The organism is Vreelandella venusta (assembly GCF_015689495.1).
Taxonomy (GTDB): domain Bacteria; phylum Pseudomonadota; class Gammaproteobacteria; order Pseudomonadales; family Halomonadaceae; genus Vreelandella; species Vreelandella venusta.
The window spans coordinates 863483-882305 of the sequence record NZ_CP065135.1 but is presented as its reverse complement, the minus strand read 5'-3'; the positions used below and the strand labels follow the sequence as shown (position 1 = coordinate 882305).

Below are 18823 nucleotides of genomic sequence, written 5' to 3'. Positions count from 1 at the left end.
AAGTGTCGAAAACTCGTTAAGCGAGCACATCGCGCCACTCTGAGTGGCGTGCAAACTGCGCCTTTGCAAATGGACATAACGGCATGATTTTCTTACCCGAGTAGCGTGCATCCTCAACCGCTTGAGCAACCAGCGTAACACCAACTTTTTGCCCACGCATGACATCAGGCACTGCGGTACTGTCGATGATAATCATCGAATTCCCCGCTTTTGAATAAGTCATCTCCGCTTCGACCCCATTGAGCTCGACAACGTAGCGCCCCTTGGTATCGCTGGTTTCATGTTCAATGGTAAAGAGGCTTGCAGGTGTATCAGACATCGCCTTCTCCTTCTTGTATTTTACGTTAACCAGCCAAAGGCCTATTGCTATAACTTAATAGGTATCAGCGAAACATCCATGACGCGACCAGACGCACTACACGGGGCATCACCACATAGACCACCAGCCCGACCACGCTGGCAGCGACAACACCGTGGCGAATACCCCATGTATTCAACCAGGGAAATAATGCGAAAAGCGGCCCCCAAAGAAACGGAACCAACATGGTAAGAGGCCAGATAACCGAGGTTGTAACAAGCCACTGTTTCCAGCGCACAGGCTGTTTGTTAACAGGTGTATTAGGTGGCGAGAACCAGTAATCAATACCGCTTTGAATCTGGATGACCTCTTCCTCCCGAAAGGCGGGTAACGCATCATTGATCAACGCCTTTCGTTCGGCAGACTCAAGCCACCTCCCGGCTTCAGCATTAGAGGCAAACCTAAGCGCTATTTCATAATCATTGTGCCCCTCAGCAGGACGAAGAATATGTACGCCAAGATGGCCAGGATAATGACCCGCTACATGGATAATTTTTTTTAACCATGCTTCATACTCAGCCCGAGCTTCAGGTTTCACGCGATGACATATCTTCAGCGTTATCGCACCAGACTCTGCGGGGGACTCTGCACTATGTTCAAGGGGCATGGTGGTATTCCATAATTGATGGACAACTGATTAATACCATCCTTGCAAACAATGACTAGGGACTTACCTGCCCCCAGTCATAAGCATGGTTTACTTCTTCTCAGAGGATTGTGTCAAAGTACTGTAGCTATTCATTAAGTTGCGATAGTCGGGGATATGGTTAGAGAAGAGCGCCCCTAGCCCTTCAATATCATTTCTCCAATCACGATGAAGTTCGCAGGCAGCACCAAACCAGGTCATTAGCTGGGCACCGGCGCTGGACATACGGTCCCAAGCAGCATCACGGGTAAGTTCGTTAAAGGTACCCGATGCATCGGTGATCACGAACACATCAAACTCTTCTTCAAGTGCGGAAAGCGCCGGGAAAGCCACACATACCTCGGTCACCACGCCCGCAATAATCAGCTGTTTTTTGCCAGTCGCCTTAACCGCTTTTACAAAGTCCTCGTTATCCCAGGCATTGATTTGTCCAGGGCGTGCGATGTAAGGCGCCTCTGGAAACATCTCTTTTAATTCAGGCACCAGCGGTCCATTAGGGCCATCTTCGAAGCTTGTGGTAAGAATCGTTGGCAGACCAAAGTATTTCGCCAAGTCAGCAAGCGCCAGTACATTATTTTTGAACCGATCAGGATCAATATCACGAACTAAGGACAGCAGCCCAGTTTGGTGATCTACTAAAAGAACAGCGGCGTTATCTTTATCGAGACGAACATAGGGGTTAGCCATGACATACTCCTTTATCTATTAGCCTGAGTGGGCTTTTGGAAAACACAGATCCAACAGCTCTTGCGCATGCCATACAGAGTTTAGTCGTTCGCTTACTTGATGATTAGATGGAAAATTAAGACACAGCGTTGCATAGGGAGAACAGAGGGAGAACACATGACATCCCCTAATCTGAATGATCTTTATTATTTTGTGAATGTAGTCGACCATGGAGGTTTTTCTCCAGCAGGCCGCGCGCTGGGCATTGCCAAATCAAAATTAAGCAGACGGGTGGGAGAGCTAGAAAGTCAGCTTAACGTGCGCTTGATGCACCGTTCGACTCGCCACCTAACACTCACGGATATTGGCCAACGCTACTACCAACACTGCAAAGCCATGTTAGTGGAAGCTGAAGCGGCTCAGCAGTTCATCGAAGAAACCCAACAAGTGCCCTGCGGTATCATCCGTATCAGTTGCCCCACGGGGCTATTGAGCTTTCACGTGAGTGCAATCCTGGCGGATTTCATGGTGCTCTACCCAGATGTCCAGATACACCTGGAAGGAACTAACCGCAGTGTTGACCCGTTTGTTGAGGGGTTTGATATTTCGATCCGCGCCCGCCCCTTACCTTTAGAAGATAGCGAGCTTGTTCTGAAGGTACTATCAGATCGCGGGCAATGCTTGGTAGCAAGCCCAACACTGATTGAACAGCACGGTATGCCATCAACGCCCAACGATCTTTGCACATTGCCTAGCCTAAGCAGAGCAAGGCCAGAGGAAGCCCACGCTTGGCACCTTCAACGCAACGCTGAAGAGTGCCGAATTGAACATTCGCCACGGTTTATCACCACTGATATGACCGCTCTTTATAGAGCAGCACTGGCTGGCGTTGGTGTGGTACAACTTCCAAGTTTAATGTTAGGTGATTCGTTGATCTCAAATAAGCTAGTGCAAGTATTACCTGAGTGGCAACCGCGCAGGGAAGTCATCCACGCGGTTTACCCCTCTCGCCGCGGTTTACTACCCTCAGTAAGGGCGCTGCTTGATTTATTAGCCGAGCGTTATGCCGCCATAGGTATTGAACACTGATGCAGCACATCACCGTTCCATCTCTCCCAAACGGTTTAGTGATGCATCATATAGCGCCTCTAGCAGCAGCTCACCCTGCTCATTGGCTCGGAACTGACCGTAGCGGGCGGGCTCAAAACGCTCAGCGTGCCCTTCCTGAAAGAAAAATGCATCCGTAGCAAAGCGCACGTTCCCATTGCGTAGCCGATAACGTAGGCGTCTTTCGTCATCGCCGAGCGGCGTGCCATCATCCAAGCGCTGGAAGTGGGCGATTGATGCTTCATCCAAACGAACGATCACACGACCATTGGCTGCCGTTGGCATGACATTTCCATCCGCCTCTTCGTGACGATCAATTGCACGCTGCATACGAATACGGTTGGCCAAGGCAAAACTTAACACCATGTAGTCACCCTGCATTAACGAGCGCGGATCAACCGGGGCAAGCTCCAAATAGACAATTTCACCTTCGGCTAAGTGATGCTCTTTCTGCCAAATGGCCCAGTTAACCACCGCTAGCACAACAGCAGTGGTCGCAATGACTATCCAGCGGTTTCGCTTCACGTTACGGCTCATTAGCATCTCCTTGCGGCGCGGGCTTATGCACTGTTAACCATCGATTTAACCACCAACGCTTCAGTACCCAGCGAATGGATAACAGCAACGCCCCCATTGCCAGCAGCATGAGAGACTTCATCAACAGCGTCACCTCCAGCCAGTAGTAATAATTACTAGCCGCCATCAGTAGTAACAAAATACCGCTTCCCATCAGCATCCGATGACTCAGCGTAAATCCGAGCAATAGTACGGTAACTCCAGCGCCAAGCCCCGGCATATACACTGATACCACCGCCACTAGCGCGACTGCGCCATAAATTACCAAGCGTTGTGCAATAGTAGGCTGAGAGTGCTGACGAAATGCCTGAAGGATGACGCACACTAAGGCCAGCGCCACCAAAGCAGTGCTCAGCCAACTGGCAAGCCATGGGTCAAACCACTGAGCGTCTGAATCGTAAAGCCAAGCAAGCTGGTTAGAGTACGCCTGCCCTTGAAGCACCAACACTCCCATTAACAGGCCAGCCCCCCATGCCTGAACCGCCCCTATGCGCCCAGGCCAACGACATTCACTCAACCAAAGCAGTGTCAGCACCAGCACCACCATGCCAATCGCCACCGGTGCCAGTCCATTGGCTGCTAGCGCCATCGTTAAGGCTAAACTTGCTAAAAACGCCGACATACTGCGGTGAACCTGGCTCGGCATGATCAGCGCCAGCACGCACTGCAACGCCAGCAAACTCCACCATAGGCTGGCGGAAAAACCCCACCTCTCGACCGCTGGCCAGGCCACTAATAATTGCCCTGCTAAGCTAAACGCCAGCGCCATGTGCTCCAGTACATCGCTTCGCGCGGCGCGTAATAGCGCAAATGCCCCGCCAATCAGTAGGCCGCCTACGACAAGTGAAGCCACTGAGCTTTTCAGTACAAACACAACTGCCGTGGCAATAAACCCCAACAGAAACAGCGCGGCTAACCAACCGAAAAACGCCTGCACAACCCGCACAAACCAGGGTGAGTCTAGCGGCGCTATAGATGAAGGCTCATTTAGCGAAATACCAGCCTGAGCTAATCGCTGTTTTAACGTACTCATAGACTGGCTCATGACGTCTCCTCGGCATTCAATCGCTTCAGCCACATCACCGCTGCCGCCCCCATGGCAAAGACCGCACCTGCCAGCAACAGTAAGCCGCCTTCGTGCCACTGGCCTTCCCATAGTACGTAGCGTGCGAGCAGTAGTGTGATTACTGTAATCACCGATACGCAGCCCCCTGCCAACATAAATAGCTCAAGCCGCCACTGACGATAAACGCCATACAGCACTGCCAACCATACAGGGTAAACCGCCACAATCGCTGTCAACGCATACGTTTTCCCACTCACCCACGTCATCATCAGTAGCGTCAGCGGTATACCGCTACCCAGTGCCAACAAGCAAATCGCCCAACGCCCCGGCCAGTTGCGGCGCTGCACACCCCATTCCCACACAATTTGAGCCGCTAAGTTGATCAGTACCAGTCCCCATAAAGCGGCATTATCAGCTAAGAACACACTGCCTAAAATGCCGCCCCAGGTGCTGCTATACAGCCACACTGATAGGTTCAAAAGTCCTAGCCATGCCACCCAAAGGGCATCAAAACGAGCGATCCATACCAACGGCAAACTAAGCAGGGACCAAACGAAAAACAACTGCCATGGGTCAGCACCCGTTTGGTAAACCTGACCAACCAGCGCCAATAGCACTCCTATCAACAGAAACGCCGCAGCTAACGCCACGCGGAACAGCATCACGCTCGCACTACCCCACACCGCTATGCCTGCCGCTAACACCAACGCGGCCTGCACTAACGCAAAGCGTGGCAGGCGACCCATATCGGCCCAATTGAAAGCCACGAAAAACATCACCGCGCAAGCCAATGCCAAGCCACCCAGCCACAGCAGTAGCCGATCAATCAACAGCGCCCAGGCGTGGGGCGACGGGTGCAGTCCCGCCACCTCAACCGCTAACGGCACTTGTTCAGGAGGTATCACTCCCTGCTCAATTAACGACATGAGTTTACGGCGTGTAGTGGCCATGAGCGCTCTCCTTGCTGAAGCACACTGATTGAAATAAGGGGAAGCGTTATTACAGATATCGCCCTATCGTTAGCGTCCCCGTGACACATTTGTGAACTTTGCGCGATACACTCTATATCACCCCGTGACCCAGCTGTGATGCTGAGCATCTAGGATAGGATTTGAACCTGCTAGTTCGGCAGGCTTAAATCTTGGGGAGACATCTCTGTGAACAAGCTTACTACAGTCACTGCTATCTGCTTATTTAGCCTAATGGCAACGGCTAGCCACGCCGATGACATGATGTCCGAAGAGGGCATGGTGGAAAGTGACATGTCGCAGTCTATGGGCAAAAGTGACATGGCGATGGATGATATGTCCGACGCGATGGACGATTCTATGGACGGGGATATGCACGATGACAGCATGTCTGACGATGGCATGGAAATGGAAAAAGACATGGAAATGCAAGACGAGGACATGTAAGACGAGGACATACAAGCTTCTGCCACACGATTAATCTGAGCACTCAAAAGCTGGGACAGCTATGACACGAAACGTACTGATTATTGAGGACAACCCGGGTATTGGTGAGCTCGTCCGCATGCATGTGGCCGAGCTTGGTATGAACCCCGTTCTTTGTGAACGGGGTGATACCGGGCTTGAACGTTTTCGTGAAGGGGGTATCGATCTAGTAATTCTCGACTTGATGCTGCCCGGCCTGGACGGGCTGTCGATTTGCCGCGAAATTCGCTCCGGCCCAGGTTACGTTCCGGTACTGATGCTAACCGCCAAAAGTACGGAGCTTGATCGCGTGCTAGGTCTGGAAATGGGGGCGGATGATTACCTCACTAAGCCTTTCAGTGTGGCTGAACTATCCGCAAGGGTGAAAGCCTTGTTTCGACGCGTAGATGCTATGGCATCTGCCACCGTCACGGAACCCAGCCAGCAAGTACTAATCACCGACGGACTGCGCATTGATCCGCTGCGTCGGCGGGTGTTTATAAAGGATCAGCCCGTCGAACTCACCGCGCGGGAGTTTGATCTGCTATGGCACTTTGCCAGCCACCCAGGTCAGGTATTCAGTCGTACCCAGCTACTCGACACTGTGTGGGGCTACAGCCACGAAGGTTACGAGCATACCGTCAACACCCATATCAACCGCTTACGGGGCAAGATAGAAGCGGACCCTGCTGACCCGATATTTATCCAAACCGTTTGGGGGGTGGGCTATCGCTTCCGCGAATAAGTTATGCTGAAAACACTCTACACCCGGTTAGCGTTAGGCTTGTTTCTGTTATTGCTCGCCGTCGGCCTGCTATATACCTTCATCAGCCTCTATTCGCTGCGTGAGTACAACGCCTCGGTCAACCAGGCGTTACACCAGAACCTGGCCAAAAACCTAGTATCAGACAGAAATTTAGTCAGCAACGGGCAACTCGATAGTAGCGCCTTAGAAGAACTGTTCGCACTCTACATGGCCATTAATCCCAGCATCGAGATCTACCTGCTAGGGCTAGATGGCACCATTCTGTCTTATTCAGCAGATCCAGCGAAGATTAAACGCAAGCAAGTATCGATGGTCCCTATACACAGGCTGATGGATGACATGAGCCTTTATCCGATACTTGGCGACGACCCCCGCAGCCATGACCGGCAGAAAGTTTTTTCCGTTACTCCAGTGCCAACAGCAGGCAACCCCGAAGGATACCTTTATGTCGTACTACGGGGTGAAGAGTACGACGCGGCGGAAACCATGGCCCGTGGCGGCAAACTACTGGAAATGAGCGCCTGGGCACTGCTGGTCAGTCTGGCAGTGGCGATGCTTGCAGGGCTGACTATTTTCCGCCTGCTGACCCGCCGCTTGAGATCATTAACACGGCGAGTAGAAGCGTTCGAGAACAGCGACATGAGTCAGCTCCAACTTGACAACAAATGGCACGACAAGCAGCCCGTGGTGCGTGACGAGATCGACTATCTGGACGTTACCTTCGACGACATGGCCCATCGAATTGCCAGCCAAATCGAACAGCTGACCGAAAAAGATGCTCAGCGCCGTCGTTTGATCGCCCAAGTATCCCACGACCTGCGCACCCCGCTAGCCTCCATGCAAGGCTATATCGAAAGTCTGAAATTAAGGCGTGATCGGCTCAGCCCCCAAGAACAAGATCGCTTTCTCGACATTGCCCTCAAAGAAGGCCGTCGGTTAAGCCGCTTAGTGGATGAGCTCTTCGAGCTTGCTGCACTTGAAGCAAGAGAGAAACAGCCGGTGCCAGAGCCCTTCCCGCTAGCAGAACTGGTCCATGACGTGGTGCAGAAGCACGGCCAGACTGCACGCGACAACCACTTGGCGCTAACGTTAAGTGGCAACCCAGCATTGCCAACCGCGTATGCCGACCTAGCGATGACCGAACGTGTGCTGGACAACTTAATCAGCAACGCCATTGCTTACAGCCCCGCTGGCGGCCACATCAACGTTGTGCTCAGTCAAACGAATGGAGAACCACAGGTTTGCATACAAGATAGCGGCCCAGGCATTGCGGAACAGGATCTGCCGCATATCTTTGACCCGTTTTATCGTGGCGAAACCTCTAGTGGCACTGGCCATGCTGGGCTAGGGCTAGCGATTGCGCGCAGAATCATGACGCTTCAGGGCGGTGATATCAGTGTCGAAAACCTAGCCAGCGGCGGAGCATCGTTCTGCATACGGTTACCCACCGCCCCCTCGCCCGCCAACGTTATAAATACGTAATAACCTAGAGAGTTGGTTGTGATAACTCTCATGCAAACTGGTCACAGTAGTCACACCCTTTCCCCATAGCGAGTGGAGACACCACATGCTTATAAAGATTGCCAAACCGAGTGATTTACACGAATCCGATGTAACACCGGAATCTATTTACCTCTCCCGGCGGCGCTTTATGGGCGGCATGGCGGGTTTAGGCGCGGGGCTTGCCCTCTCCGGCCATGTCCGCGCCAGCGAAGATTATGCTGATGTGCCAGAAGGCGATGCCCCAGCTTGGCTGAGGGAAAAAATCAGCGACACCCAATGGCGAGCTATCACCCCCAGCGATCCTGATAAAGATAAAATCGCCCCTTTTGACGATGCCAGCGGCTACAACAACTTTTTTGAGTTTGGCACCGATAAACGTGATCCCGCCCGTCATGCAGGCAACCTGGAAACCCAACCCTGGAGCGTAGTGGTCGATGGTGAAGTAAATAACGGCGGGCGCTTTGCCCTAGAAGACTTCGCTAAGCCCGCGCAGTTTGAAGAGCGCATTTACCGCCTGCGCTGCGTAGAAGCGTGGTCGATGGTGATACCCTGGCTTGGCATCCCCCTTGCGGAGGTGATTCGACGTGCTGACCCCACTAGCAAAGCCAAGTACGTGCGCTTTGAAACCCTGGTGGACCCAGAGCAAATGCCTGGCCAGCGCTCTTCGTTCTCGATAATCGACTGGCCTTACGTAGAAGGTTTGCGCCTAGACGAAGCCATGAACCCGCTAACACTGCTCGCCATGGGCATGTATGGCCGTGAACTGCCTAACCAGAACGGCGCTCCCTTGCGGCTGGTAGTGCCCTGGAAGTATGGCTTCAAAAGCATTAAATCGATTGTGCGTATCTCACTGGTGGAAGAGCAGCCGGTCAACTCCTGGCAGAAAATCGCCGCTGATGAGTATGGCTTTTACGCCAACGTTAACCCACAAGTTGACCACCCACGCTGGAGCCAAGCCACCGAGCGGCGGCTTCCCAACAGCCTGTTCAACGCTAATACCATTGATACCCAGATGTTCAACGGCTATGCCGACGAGGTCGCCGAACTATATGCTGGCATGGATTTAAGGAAGCACTACTAATGGCTGCGCCACGGGTATGGTTACTGTGGCGGGTAGGCGTTTTCCTGGCGGCGCTCGCGCCGCTGGTGTTCTGGGGCTGGCAGGTAGCGATTAACGCCGCAGGCCCCGAGCCGGGCAACTACCTGCTGCTGAACATCGGCATTGGCGGGCTATGGATGCTGCTGCTCACGCTAAGCCTTACGCCGCTCACCAAGCTCACCCGCTGGAAGGGTTTTGCATTGATCCGCCGTCAGCTTGGTCTGTGGACACTCGCCTACGCTACCCTGCATATGCTCAGCTATGCGCTGTTTATTCTAGGGCTTAACTGGGCACTGTTGGGTAGCGAGCTGGTCAAACGGCCCTACATCATTGTCGGCATGATCGCACTGATCGGCCTTGCCGTATTAGGGGCGACCTCTAACAAATGGTCGATGCGCCGCTTAGGTAAACGCTGGAAGCCGCTACACAAATTTGCCTATGTCATTTTAGGCTTGGTGCTACTGCACTTCTTCTGGGTAGTGCGCGCCGACATGCAAGAGTGGGCCATGTATGCCGCCATTGCTGCACTAGTTATGGCAACCCGCCTACCGCCCGTCGCTCGCACACTGCCCAAGTTGCGCTATCGATTGAGTCGTACTTAGGGTTTGTCGAAACCTAACCAAGTACGCAGCGCAGATGCTTGCGATAGGCAGCTTTGTCGCGTGCTACATCTGGAGCCTTCATTACGTCGTTGGCGATAAAGGTCGGTAGGGCTTCTAAGCCAATAAATTCCTGAGATTTGTGGAACGGGAAGTAGACACCATCCACACCGCGACCTTCAAAGAAGTTATCCGGTTCATCGAACGCTTCCAAAGGCGCGTTCCAGGTTAACGACAACATATAGCGACGCCCCTGTAGCAAGCCACCACTGCCGTACTGTTTGCTCAGGTCTTGGCGGCTACGGCCATCGCTGGCGTAAAGCGAGCCGTGGCCTTCTGTGAATACCTCATCGATGTAGCGCTTCACAATCCAGGGCGCGCCCATCCACCAGCCAGGCATTTGATACACAATCGTGTCCGCCCACAGGTAATTCTGCACCTCGGCCTTCAGGTCATAGCCTTGATCAATCACCGTCTCGCGTATCTGATAGCCCATTTCCTGTAGAGCGCTTACTGCCACGTCGTGCAGCGTATTATTGAGTTCACCGCCAGAGTGTGCAAACGCTTTACCGCCATTAATCAGCAGAATTTTCATTAATAAAACCTCTCATGATAGCCTGACATCCATGCTTATATTCTTTGGCATGGCGTTTAATGAGCGGTATTGTGAGTTCAAAACATGAGAAAAAATAGCGACACTTCAGCAAGACACTTTTGATTTAAAATCAACAAACAAGGTGTTCGCCATTAAGGCAACCGATGACGCTATGAACAGCACTCAATGAAAAGCACCCTTGAAGAACAGCAGACCTTTGTGACAGTCGTCGATAGCGGCTCAATCACCGGTGCCGCCGAACGGCTTGGCATGACCGTTTCTGGGGTTAGCCGTGCGCTCAACCGCCTGGAGCAAAAACTCGGCGCTACCCTACTTCGTAGAACCACGCGTCGCCTGGAGCTGACCGAAGAGGGAGAAACATTTCTAAACCATTGCCGCCGTATTCTCGCCGCCGTGGAAGAAGCCGAAGAGGCGATGCTGGATCGCCACAATCAGCCTCAAGGCAGGTTACGGATCAACGCCGCTCCCAGCTTTATGCAGTTCATGATTGTGCCGATTATTGGCGAGTTCCGCGCACGCTACCCTGGTATTACCCTGGAACTCGATACCCATGACCGCTTTATAGATTTACTGGAGCAGCGGGTTGATTTGGCCATCCGCATTGGCAAGCTAGAAGACTCGTCGCTACACGCCCGCCTCCTTGGCTACAGCCCGCTGCGCCTTCTGGCCAGCCCCGCCTACATTGAACGTCACGGCGCGCCGCAAAGCATCGACGACCTTCAAGACCACAGCTTGCTAGGCTTCAGCCAGCTCGATCATCTCAACCGCTGGCCTCTGTGCCGCGCCGATGGCCAACCCTTGCATATCACTCCAACGCTGGCGGCCTCCAGCGGAAGTACGCTAATAGAGCTGGCCATTGCAGGAGAAGGTATTGTTTGCCTCGCCGACTTTATGACCATCACTCCCCGTCGCAACGGCACACTGGTGGATGTATTACCCCGCTGCATAGAAATGCAGACCCAAGCGGTCAATGCCGTGTACTACCGCCAAACCACGCTTTCACAGCGCACCCGGCTGTTTATGGAGTTTTTAGCTGAACAGCTGCCAGGGAAGTACTTGATCGCCTAAATCACTCATTCAGCCGCCTCGAGTGCCCACAAGCTGTTTGAGAACACGCGATTCCAGCACAAAGGGAACGGACATATGATCTTCGCCCTCCACGGTGTGAAAACTGCTACGCAAACCGTATGCCGACAATGCTTCAATACGCTGGTATAGCTGGCTAGCATCCTGCTGATTCTGCAGGGAATCGTTATCAGCGACGACCAATGACAGGCTGTGATGGATAGCATTTACTTCTCCGGCTTCTACCTGCTGCCTAAAATCACGCTCATGTTTTAATAGGTAGCTATTGTTCCACCAGAGACTAGGGCTGGCCGCGACAATGTGGTTAAACAGATCCGGCCGAGTAAATAAGGCATAAATCGCAAACATGCCGCCGAACGAGTGCCCATAAAGGCTCTGGTGATTAGCATCCACAGGGAAGCGCTCGGCGACCGCCGGCATTAAGCTATGCTCGATAAAATCGAGCAGTTCATCCTGTCCTCCTTGAGGTGGTTCGTTCTGCTCTTCTGCCACCGGCGGAGATAAGTCGTAGGAGCGCCGCAGAAAGTTATGCGGCGTTTCTCCTGGATAACCAATACCCACAATGATGGCTTGGCGAAACTGCTCTTGCGCCCGCTTAGCCTCATGTAAAGAGGCGAAATAGGCGTTGCCATCCAGCACATAAATCACCGGGTAGCCACCACTGTAGGGCACCTCGCCTTCCGGTTTACTGATCAGGATACGATAGGTGGCGCCCTGATCGTTTTGCATCGTCCATTCCAGCGTCTGATCAAGGGTTACCTGACGCTCAACCGTTGCGGCTGACTCATCGACTTGCGCTGCCTGCCCCGCTGTAGCGACTAACGCCAACCAGAAAAATACAACGCTACTCACGAACTGCTTCATGACTACTTGCCCTCGCGACACTGTCATTTCATCACCACCGGTAAGCAACGCTACCAATCAGACTGCGCCCAGCACCACGATAGCAATAGATGCCCTCGCAGGAGATATGCTCTTCGTCCGTTACGTTAGTGGCGTTGAGGCTGGCACGAACTCCCTGTAAAGAGCCCGCGAAATCATAGTGAGCCGCCATATCAATCAGGCTGTATCCAGCGTTTTTATTGCTGTTGGCGTTATCAATATACTCACTCCCGGTGTAGCGCACGCCACCGGAAAGATGCAGTCGTTCCAACGCAGGAACGCGATAGTCCACCCAAAGGGACGCTAGATGGCGTGGAGTATTCGCCAGGTCGCTCCCCTCGTTGCCATCATTATCTGCGGTGATTTCGCTACGGTTATAGTTGTAACTTGCCGTCATACGCAGGTTATCGGTGACATTCCCAACAGCCTCAAGCTCCACCCCCCGGGTGCGCACTTCTCCGGTTTGGATTTGAAACATCGGGTTGTCCAGGTCGGAGGTTTTACGGTTAGTTTCATCAATCTGATAGATCGCCGCAGTCAGCATTGCGTTACTACCTGCTGGCTGATATTTCACCCCCAACTCAAACTGCTCACCCTCGGTAGGGTCAAAGTCATTGCCGCTGGCATCGGTGCCGCTCTCCGGCAAAAACGACTGTGCATAGCTAAAGTACGGAGATACCCCTGAATCGAACGCATAAAGTGCGCCAAACCGCCAAGTGTTCTGTTCATCTCGGCTTTCACTGGTAGCGCCGGTGAGATTGTTGTGGGTCTCGTCGCGCGCCCAATCGCGACGCAGACCCGCGGTCAAACGCCAATTATCGAGTTTAATCTGATCCTGTAAATAAAGGCCTCTACGATGGTTTTTACCACTGTCATTTGTCCAAACGTTACTCGGCCGAGCAACAGGCTGACTATAATCCGGGTTGTCGATATCGATCGACGGCGCGCTGCCGCCCGCATAAATAACATCGTTCTCAATATAGGAGTAGTCGACACCTAACATCACCTGATGCTCCACCGCACCCTGATCTAAGGTCGCCATCAGCCGGGTATCGGTGCTAAGCGACTCCATCTCTTCGTAAAGGCCGACACTGCTGCGGCTTAGCGTTGTACCGTCTAAGCTGCCTGCGGAAAGGTATTGGTTAGTAGCATCTACCTGACCGTAGCGTACATTTTGTTGCAGCTGCAGTTGGTCACTCCAACGGTGGTTAAATTCATAGCCTAGTGCCCACTGCTGTTGGTCCAGCTTGTCGTAGTCTTCATCGCCAGCCCAAAAATGGGTCAGGTTATCACCATCCTGATAAGGGCGCGGTGATGCGGAGGTCTGGCGCTCCTGATACTGCGTAATGAAGGTAATGTCGGTACTGTCACTCATCTGCCAATGGAGAGTGGGCGCTATCAGGGTGACGTCATTATCCACCTGTTCGATATCTGTTTGTGCATCGCGCATAACACCCACTAAGCGGTACTGCACATCGCTGCCTATATCTCCTCCCACATCGAACTGGCCTTGCAGATGGTCATGACTGCCGACCTGCAACTGCACTTCCTGTGTCGCATCTGCCTGCGGTCGTTTGCTGACCCGGTTTACCAGCCCACCGGGTGAAAGCTGGCCATAGCGCATCGAATCGGGGCCTTTAACCACCTCAATGCGCTCCAGGTTATAGGGCACAGTGGAATAGTAAGAGAGCCAACCACTATTGGGTTGGCGCAAACCATCAAGAAAATCACCGTGATATACCGTCGTAAAGCCTCTCACCGAGATCAAGTCAAAGCGCGGATCCATCCCCGATCCTTCCACTCGAACCCCAGCCGTGTAGGCTACCGCCTGCTCTACGGACAACGGCTGGCGGTCACGAAGCTGCTCTTCGGTGACCACACTGACGCTTTGCGCAAGCTCTATCAGCGGCGCATCGGTTTTACTACCTGCCGAGGTGCTATAAGCCAAATAACCATCACTATCGATTCGGCTGCCCACCACTTCGACGGTATCCAACACCATGTTCTCAGCGCTAGCCGCTTTTTCCATGACATAGTCCGCAGGTCCCCGCTTGACCACTTTCAAACCACTGCCCTGCAGCAGTTGAGCAAATCCCTCGTCCACGCTATAACGACCATTCAATCCAGCACTGTGCAGCTCATCAGTGAGATAAGCGGAAAAAGACAACACAACGCCGGCATGGCTGGCGAACTGACTCAATACACTGCCGAGTGGTCCCGGTTCAATGTTATATGTCTGTTGGCTAGCAGCCTGCTGCGACTGTCCGCCCGCTGTTTGCGCCTGTGCTGCCTGAATAGGCAACAACACCATCGAACTCATCAAGGCACAACCCAGGGCGATGCCGCCAAGCGCACGCGAAGGTTGACCGCCATGGTGGTATCGAAGTGATATAAGTGTCTGCTTGGGCTTAAAGGGTGTGGTCATCGTAATCTCGTCAAGTCCAGAGTCGGTAGATTTATCTCTAGGTCGAACGAGATCGAAAAAGGGACAATAAATAATTCTTTTTTTATCCGATCGCTTTTATCGTTACCCAATAATGGGTCAGGCGGACGATGCTAACCGGCAGTGCATTAGCAATGGCTTGCAGTGCCCGATCGGTGTCATCAATAGGAAAAGCGCCTGATACCCTCAGCCCGGCAATAGCGGGATCACAACGCAGCATGCCTGTACGGTAACGACCCAACTCCGCCACCAAACGGCTCAATGGCCAGTCCACCGCCACCAACAGGCCGCGCGTCCAGCTATCCGCCTGAGCATTGGCGGTGACGACTTCCACATTAATCGAGCTCATCTGCGCCTGCTGTCCGGCAACAAGGCGTTGCGTCTCACCACCCGCCGACTGTGGGATCAACTCGACCTGATCTTCCAATACGGTAACTTGGGTCGAGGTATCCAACTTGCGCACGGTAAACACAGTGCCTAACGGCACCACAGTGCCCTGCTCGGTATGCACTTGAAGCGTTTTAGCAGCGCTGGCGTTTTCAGCGCCATGACGCGTGCGAATAAAGATTTCACCGGCATAGAGGCGAATCAACCGGGAAGTCGAGGTTTCCACTACATCCAGTGCGGTGGCGGTATTGAGCACCAGTTGGGTACCGTCCGCTAGCGTATATTGGCGACGCTCGCCCCGCGCGGTACGGTGGCTGGCCATCCAGCTTTCCACTGGTGCCTGCTGCCAAGCCAACGAGCCCAGGGCGCCTCCCACTGCCAACAAGGCAAAGCCGCGCAGCACTGCTCGCCGGCTATGATTCTGGCGCTGCTTGATCTGCAACGTATTGAGTGAAAGAGCGCCAGGAACCGCCTGCAATTGCTGACGCAGTTTTTCCACCTGCTGCCAAGCCTGAAGATGATCCGGATCTGCTTCCAACCAAGCACTATGTGCCTGTCTTTGCTGCTCAGTAACATCCTCCGAGCACAGCAACGCGTACCAGCGGGCAGCCGCTCTGAGGGTATCTTTGCGGGCTGCCTGGGTATCGCTCATAGCGATTCTTCGCACATCAACAGCAAACAGTGTTCAGTCGCCTTGGCCATGTACTTTTTCACCGAGCTGACGGACACTCCCAAGCGTTTGGCGATCTCGGCATAACGTAGCCCCTCTAAATGACAGAGCAAGAATGCTTGGCTTACCTTATGGCCTAACCCTTCCAACATTTCATCAATCTGCAGCAGGGTTTCCAGAATCAAGGCCTGCTCTTCTGGTGAGACGACCACTGGCTCAGGTTGCTGCTTCAAAGCTTCTAACCAGGCTTTTTCCAACGCATCCCGACGCACGAAGTCCACCCATACCCGGCGGGCGATGGCGGTCAGAAAGCTACGAGGCTCATGAAGTTTGCTAATTTGGGAGGAATGATTGGGAGAAGAGAGAATGCGCAGGAAGGTATCCTGAGCCAGATCAGCCGCCTGCCAGCTACAGCCTGTTTTGCGCTGCAGCCAACACTGCAACCAGCCATGATGTGCATTATACATCTCGGCCAATGGCGTCTTCTCAGCTGAAACAGGCATTCCCCCTCCGATAAACGATCAGCAAACGGAGGGATATTCTAATAACAGCCAACAGTTAATACAAATCATTATTATTTTCTTTACGATAACTATTAATCTTACTAGCGACTATCCAGTCATTAAAGGCTTGTTCCTCTGCGCAGTTACCTTGGTGAGCATAATAAACCAATCGTAGATGGCGCTCTTCATCAACAGTGAGCGTCGTGTGCTCGAACGCCACCTCGCCCAGCTCTTCAAGGTAAAGATGACGCACTCCCTGACAAGGGGCGTTGACCTCCTGGGTTTTCCACATCAACTTAAATTCGGGCGAGACCTTGGTTAATTCTTCAATAAGCTCATCAATGGTGGGATCTTGAGCCGCACGGGCAAAGTCGCGCCGAAAGCTGGATAGCATTTGGCTGACCTGCGCTTTCCAAGGTGATAAACGCTGACGCATACCAGGGTCGGTAAATAATAGCCACAGCAGATTGCGGCGCTCAGGCACATGGGATGAGAAGCTGAAGAGCTTATCGGCGGCATCATTCCACGCCAGCACATCCCAGCGTAAGTTAAGAATATACGCAGGCCGTGTCGGCAAATCGTCCATCAACGTTTGGATCAGCGGTGGCACGCTGCACCAGGTTTTGCCTAGCTCAGAGGGTAATCGCTGATGAGTCAGCAAGAACAAATGGCGTCGCTCAGTCGCATCCAACTTAAGCGCTTTGGCTAGATTGTCCAGAAAGGTCGCCGATACGCTAATATCGCGTCCCTGCTCTAACCAAGTATACCAAGTCAGTCCCACGCCCGCTAACGCAGCGACTTCTTCGCGCCTTAATCCCGGCGTACGCCTTCGGCGGCCACGAGGCAGACCTACCTCTTCCGGTGCGATTTTCTCTCGATGTTTACGGAGAAACTCAGCCAAATCTTGCCGCGCTCGAGTCAGCGTCCGGGGTGCAGTCATTTTGTTACCTTTGAGAACTCATCATTTCTAATAAGCTAGCACTTTTAATAACCTAGCACTTTTAGTAATAGCATAAACGGTTAAATTGTACCCCTCTTAAAGCCTCTCCAGAATAACCCTTCGCTGGCAGAACGCCCGGTGATTTTTCGACCCTTACTTAACATGGAGAGCGTGATGGCTGACCAATCTCGTCTATCGGTATATCTAGTGGCACTGGGTGCTTTTGCGCTTGGGATGGCCTCTTATGTAACGGCAGGGCTCATTCCACTCATTGAAGATGCCTTTAGTGTCTCTGCTGCCACGGCTGCTCAGCTAGTCACGGCATTTACCTTAGCCTATGGCTTAGGCTCGCCTGTCGTTGTTGCACTTCTGCCCGGTCATTATCAACGCGTAGGCTTACTACTGGCGCTAGCCGTGTTTATTGTGGCCAATATCGCCAGCGCCCTGGCCAGCAGCTTCATATCCCTTGCCATATGGCGGGCAGTCGCTGGCGTTGGCGCAGGGGTTTATCTTGCGATGGGTATTGCCGCCTCAGCGGCCATCACAGCTAAAGCCCACCGTGGTAAAGCGATTGCTATCATTATGGGCGGTATGGCGAGTGGCACGGTATTAGGGGTGCCTTTCAGCCTGCTGCTGGCGGAACGTTTTGGCTGGGAATCAGCGATGTGGCTTATTTCAGTACTCGGCATCGTCGCCTATGTCGGGCTTCACGCCAAACTGCCTACCCTCCCCTCCTTACCGTCACTGCCGCTTGCCCGCAAGCTGGCTATTTTGAAAGCCCCGCATGCCATGGCCATTCTGACGGTTTCCTTATTGGGCGCCGTTGCCAGTTTGGGTATGTATACCTTTATCGCCCCTTTTATGACGGCTACCGAGTCAGGCGCTGTTCGGTCGATTACCGGTTATTTATGGGTATGGGGGATTGGCGGCGTCGTGGGCAGTTTTCTGATTGGGCCTCTGGTGGACAGATTTGTCGGCCCTGTGATTACCCTGGCGATTATGTTGTTGCTCTCTTTAGCGCTCATTGCTCTGCCTGTTACAGCGTCGATTCACCCACTGCTGACGTTACTGCCTATTGCCATTTGGGGAGCTGTAGGCTGGGCACTGCAAGTGCCACAAAACAACGAGTTGATTCGTACGCGCCAACCCCACGGCGACGATAATCTGGCGGTTGCACTTAATGAATCAGCGCTCTATTTAGGCAGTGCGATAGGCGCTGCCAGCGGAGGCATTATATTGGCCCTCCAATTTCCCGTTTCGACACTTGCGATTGGCGCGGGGGTTGTCGCCGCGTTAGGTGCGGCAATCCAGCTAGTCATCATACTCACCAAGCGCTAGCTCAGTTCGTATACGCCAAGTGGCATGACGAGAGTGGTATGAAGAGAGTGACATGAAGAGAGTGGCATGACGAGTGCCGCTTGGCGGTTGCGCATAGATCGGCCTAATGCTTAACACCTAAACAGCGCGTATTGCGATA

Annotated in this window: 20 protein-coding genes; 8 read left to right on the top strand and 12 right to left on the bottom strand. The window is 53.1% G+C overall.

What is annotated here, in order from left to right; translation table 11 throughout:
- Window positions 1-16: 16 nt before the first annotated feature.
- From IR195_RS04225 to ycaC, 3 genes are all read right to left on the bottom strand, one after another.
- The gene (locus IR195_RS04225) at window positions 17-319 is read right to left on the bottom strand and encodes a GNAT family N-acetyltransferase (protein ID WP_206048829.1); all 303 of its coding nucleotides are present in this window, start codon (window positions 317-319) and stop codon (window positions 17-19) included.
- Between the two features lie 64 nt (window positions 320-383).
- Entirely contained in the window at window positions 384-965 is a 582-nt protein-coding gene (locus IR195_RS04220; RefSeq protein ID WP_206048828.1) for an antibiotic biosynthesis monooxygenase, read from the bottom strand.
- 90 nt (window positions 966-1055) lie between these two features.
- Entirely contained in the window at window positions 1056-1691 is a 636-nt protein-coding gene (ycaC, locus tag IR195_RS04215; protein ID WP_125745931.1) for an isochorismate family cysteine hydrolase YcaC, read from the bottom strand.
- Between the two features lie 156 nt (window positions 1692-1847).
- On the opposite strand from ycaC, the gene IR195_RS04210 reads away from it, so the two are divergent.
- Window positions 1848-2759: a LysR family transcriptional regulator gene (locus tag IR195_RS04210; protein WP_206048827.1), complete on the top strand. Its 912-nt coding sequence runs from the start codon at window positions 1848-1850 to the stop codon at window positions 2757-2759.
- 9 nt (window positions 2760-2768) lie between these two features.
- Here IR195_RS04210 and IR195_RS04205 read toward each other — a convergent pair whose 3' ends face one another.
- Genes IR195_RS04205 through IR195_RS04195 form a run of 3 tightly spaced genes read right to left on the bottom strand, consistent with a single transcriptional unit; the run spans window position 2769 to window position 5369 of the window.
- Window positions 2769-3314, bottom strand: a complete 546-nt coding sequence (locus IR195_RS04205; RefSeq protein ID WP_206048826.1) for a GDYXXLXY domain-containing protein — start codon at window positions 3312-3314, stop codon at window positions 2769-2771.
- Window positions 3304-4398, bottom strand: coding sequence for a DUF4401 domain-containing protein (locus IR195_RS04200; protein ID WP_206048825.1), 1095 nt, complete (start codon window positions 4396-4398; stop codon window positions 3304-3306). The genes IR195_RS04205 and IR195_RS04200 overlap by 11 nt, the downstream gene beginning before the upstream one ends.
- Entirely contained in the window at window positions 4395-5369 is a 975-nt protein-coding gene (locus tag IR195_RS04195) for a DUF2157 domain-containing protein (protein WP_125745923.1), read from the bottom strand. Before IR195_RS04195 ends, IR195_RS04200 begins: the two co-directional genes overlap by 4 nt.
- A 207-nt stretch (window positions 5370-5576) precedes the next feature.
- Between IR195_RS04195 and IR195_RS04190 the strand changes: the two genes are divergently transcribed.
- The 5 genes from IR195_RS04190 to msrQ all read left to right on the top strand — a co-directional run bounded on the left by IR195_RS04190 (window position 5577) and on the right by msrQ (window position 9822).
- Window positions 5577-5834: a hypothetical protein gene (locus tag IR195_RS04190; protein ID WP_125745921.1), complete on the top strand. Its 258-nt coding sequence runs from the start codon at window positions 5577-5579 to the stop codon at window positions 5832-5834.
- A 61-nt stretch (window positions 5835-5895) separates the two neighbouring features.
- Window positions 5896-6597: a response regulator transcription factor gene (locus tag IR195_RS04185; RefSeq protein WP_125745919.1), complete on the top strand. Its 702-nt coding sequence runs from the start codon at window positions 5896-5898 to the stop codon at window positions 6595-6597.
- 3 nt (window positions 6598-6600) lie between these two features.
- Window positions 6601-8100, top strand: a complete 1500-nt coding sequence (locus IR195_RS04180) for a sensor histidine kinase (protein ID WP_206048824.1) — start codon at window positions 6601-6603, stop codon at window positions 8098-8100.
- Window positions 8101-8185: 85 nt separating this feature from the next.
- Window positions 8186-9202 (top strand): protein-methionine-sulfoxide reductase catalytic subunit MsrP, encoded by a 1017-nt coding sequence (msrP, locus tag IR195_RS04175; protein WP_125745915.1) that lies wholly within the window; start codon window positions 8186-8188, stop codon window positions 9200-9202.
- Complete coding sequence (msrQ, locus tag IR195_RS04170; protein WP_146944607.1) at window positions 9202-9822, top strand: protein-methionine-sulfoxide reductase heme-binding subunit MsrQ; 621 nt, start codon at window positions 9202-9204, stop codon at window positions 9820-9822. Before msrP ends, msrQ begins: the two co-directional genes overlap by 1 nt.
- A 13-nt stretch (window positions 9823-9835) precedes the next feature.
- On the opposite strand, the gene IR195_RS04165 is transcribed toward msrQ, so the two are convergent.
- Entirely contained in the window at window positions 9836-10414 is a 579-nt protein-coding gene (locus tag IR195_RS04165) for an NAD(P)H-dependent oxidoreductase (protein ID WP_206048823.1), read from the bottom strand.
- A gap of 186 nt (window positions 10415-10600) precedes the next feature.
- On the opposite strand from IR195_RS04165, the gene IR195_RS04160 reads away from it, so the two are divergent.
- Window positions 10601-11503 carry a LysR family transcriptional regulator gene (locus IR195_RS04160; protein WP_206048822.1) on the top strand — a complete coding sequence of 301 codons (903 nt, stop codon included), beginning with the start codon at window positions 10601-10603 and terminating at the stop codon, window positions 11501-11503.
- A 9-nt stretch (window positions 11504-11512) separates the two neighbouring features.
- Here IR195_RS04160 and IR195_RS04155 read toward each other — a convergent pair whose 3' ends face one another.
- From IR195_RS04155 to IR195_RS04135, 5 genes are all read right to left on the bottom strand, one after another.
- The gene (locus IR195_RS04155; RefSeq protein ID WP_206048821.1) at window positions 11513-12385 is read right to left on the bottom strand and encodes an alpha/beta hydrolase; all 873 of its coding nucleotides are present in this window, start codon (window positions 12383-12385) and stop codon (window positions 11513-11515) included.
- Between the two features lie 31 nt (window positions 12386-12416).
- Window positions 12417-14828: a TonB-dependent siderophore receptor gene (locus tag IR195_RS04150; RefSeq protein WP_241006794.1), complete on the bottom strand. Its 2412-nt coding sequence runs from the start codon at window positions 14826-14828 to the stop codon at window positions 12417-12419.
- 82 nt (window positions 14829-14910) lie between these two features.
- The gene (locus IR195_RS04145; protein ID WP_206048820.1) at window positions 14911-15885 is read right to left on the bottom strand and encodes a FecR domain-containing protein; all 975 of its coding nucleotides are present in this window, start codon (window positions 15883-15885) and stop codon (window positions 14911-14913) included.
- Window positions 15882-16406 (bottom strand): sigma-70 family RNA polymerase sigma factor, encoded by a 525-nt coding sequence (locus tag IR195_RS04140; RefSeq protein ID WP_146944596.1) that lies wholly within the window; start codon window positions 16404-16406, stop codon window positions 15882-15884. The genes IR195_RS04145 and IR195_RS04140 overlap by 4 nt, the downstream gene beginning before the upstream one ends.
- Window positions 16407-16461: 55 nt before the next feature.
- Window positions 16462-17346, bottom strand: coding sequence for a helix-turn-helix transcriptional regulator (locus IR195_RS04135; protein WP_206048819.1), 885 nt, complete (start codon window positions 17344-17346; stop codon window positions 16462-16464).
- A 174-nt stretch (window positions 17347-17520) separates the two neighbouring features.
- Here IR195_RS04135 and IR195_RS04130 point away from each other — a divergent pair, with 174 nt between their 5' ends.
- The gene (locus tag IR195_RS04130; protein ID WP_206048818.1) at window positions 17521-18684 is read left to right on the top strand and encodes an MFS transporter; all 1164 of its coding nucleotides are present in this window, start codon (window positions 17521-17523) and stop codon (window positions 18682-18684) included.
- Window positions 18685-18823: the final 139 nt, after the last annotated feature.

Bases quoted from the DNA above. Each gene is read 5' to 3' on its own strand.
- IR195_RS04225 (WP_206048829.1), bottom strand. From the start codon at position 319: ATGTCTGATACACCTGCAAGCCTCTTTACCATTGAACATGAAACCAGC.
- IR195_RS04220 (WP_206048828.1), bottom strand. From the start codon at position 965: ATGCCCCTTGAACATAGTGCAGAGTCCCCCGCAGAGTCTGGTGCGATA.
- ycaC (WP_125745931.1), bottom strand. From the start codon at position 1,691: ATGGCTAACCCCTATGTTCGTCTCGATAAAGATAACGCCGCTGTTCTT.
- IR195_RS04210 (WP_206048827.1), top strand. From the start codon at position 1,848: ATGACATCCCCTAATCTGAATGATCTTTATTATTTTGTGAATGTAGTC.
- IR195_RS04205 (WP_206048826.1), bottom strand. From the start codon at position 3,314: ATGAGCCGTAACGTGAAGCGAAACCGCTGGATAGTCATTGCGACCACT.
- IR195_RS04200 (WP_206048825.1), bottom strand. From the start codon at position 4,398: ATGAGCCAGTCTATGAGTACGTTAAAACAGCGATTAGCTCAGGCTGGT.
- IR195_RS04195 (WP_125745923.1), bottom strand. From the start codon at position 5,369: ATGGCCACTACACGCCGTAAACTCATGTCGTTAATTGAGCAGGGAGTG.
- IR195_RS04185 (WP_125745919.1), top strand. From the start codon at position 5,896: ATGACACGAAACGTACTGATTATTGAGGACAACCCGGGTATTGGTGAG.
- IR195_RS04180 (WP_206048824.1), top strand. From the start codon at position 6,601: ATGCTGAAAACACTCTACACCCGGTTAGCGTTAGGCTTGTTTCTGTTA.
- msrP (WP_125745915.1), top strand. From the start codon at position 8,186: ATGCTTATAAAGATTGCCAAACCGAGTGATTTACACGAATCCGATGTA.
- msrQ (WP_146944607.1), top strand. From the start codon at position 9,202: ATGGCTGCGCCACGGGTATGGTTACTGTGGCGGGTAGGCGTTTTCCTG.
- IR195_RS04165 (WP_206048823.1), bottom strand. From the start codon at position 10,414: ATGAAAATTCTGCTGATTAATGGCGGTAAAGCGTTTGCACACTCTGGC.
- IR195_RS04160 (WP_206048822.1), top strand. From the start codon at position 10,601: ATGAAAAGCACCCTTGAAGAACAGCAGACCTTTGTGACAGTCGTCGAT.
- IR195_RS04155 (WP_206048821.1), bottom strand. From the start codon at position 12,385: ATGAAGCAGTTCGTGAGTAGCGTTGTATTTTTCTGGTTGGCGTTAGTC.
- IR195_RS04150 (WP_241006794.1), bottom strand. From the start codon at position 14,828: ATGACCACACCCTTTAAGCCCAAGCAGACACTTATATCACTTCGATAC.
- IR195_RS04145 (WP_206048820.1), bottom strand. From the start codon at position 15,885: ATGAGCGATACCCAGGCAGCCCGCAAAGATACCCTCAGAGCGGCTGCC.
- IR195_RS04140 (WP_146944596.1), bottom strand. From the start codon at position 16,406: ATGCCTGTTTCAGCTGAGAAGACGCCATTGGCCGAGATGTATAATGCA.
- IR195_RS04135 (WP_206048819.1), bottom strand. From the start codon at position 17,346: ATGACTGCACCCCGGACGCTGACTCGAGCGCGGCAAGATTTGGCTGAG.
- IR195_RS04130 (WP_206048818.1), top strand. From the start codon at position 17,521: ATGGCTGACCAATCTCGTCTATCGGTATATCTAGTGGCACTGGGTGCT.